The following is a 976-nucleotide window of genomic DNA, read 5'->3' on the forward strand; positions in this document are numbered from 1 at the left end:
CTGGTATATCAGGTAAAAGTATTGAAGGTCGTCCAGCAATGAAACGTCTATTAAATGATGTTAAAAATAATAAAATCGAAATGGTGTTAAGTTGGAAATTGAATCGTATTTCTCGTTCAATGAGAGATGTATTTAATATTATTCATGATTTCAAAGAACATGGCGTAGGATATAAATCGATTTCAGAAAACATTGATACATCAAATGCTTCAGGTGAAGTGCTTGTTACTATGTTTGGTCTTATAGGATCTATAGAGCGCACAACACTTATCAGTAATGTAAAAATGTCGATGAATGCTAAAGCGCGCAGTGGAGAAGCTATTACAGGTAGAGTGTTAGGCTATAAGTTATCACTTAACCCACTTACTCAGAAAAATGATTTAGTCATAGAAGAAAATGAGGCTAAGATTGTCCGAGAAATATTCGACTTGTACTTAAATCATAATAAAGGACTTAAGGCAATTACATCGATACTGAACCAAAAAGGATATCGTACCATTAACCAAAAGCCTTTTTCAGTCTTTGGCGTCAAATATATTCTGAATAATCCTGTTTATAAAGGGTTTGTAAGATTTAATAATCACCAAAACTGGTCAGCGAAGCGTCGAAGTGGTAAAAGTGATGAAAATGATGTCATTTTGGTAAAGGGAAAACATGAAGCAATTATAAGTGAAGAAGTATTTGATCAAGTTCATAAGAAATTGGTATCTAAAAGTTTCAAACCAGGACGTCCAATTGGTGGAGATTTCTACCTTAGAGGTCTTATCAAGTGTCCAGAATGCGGTAATAATATGGTATGTCGACGTACTTACTACACAACAAAGAAATCAAAAGAACGGACAATCAAACGTTATTACATTTGCTCATTGTTCAATCGTTCCGGCAGTTCAGCATGTCATAGTAACGCCATTAATGCCGAAGTTGTAGAAAGAGTTATTAACGTTCACCTTAATCGCATTCTTTCTCAACCTAACGT

General features: G+C 34.4%; 1 protein-coding gene. It reads left to right on the forward strand.

Annotated elements, in window-relative coordinates; genetic code table 11:
- Positions 1-976 (forward strand): recombinase family protein (locus tag ACF91D_RS30700; protein WP_392438537.1); only part of this gene is annotated, 976 nt, incomplete at both ends.

Source organism: Staphylococcus sp. 231237_7MaSpsaltlick, assembly GCF_043107035.1.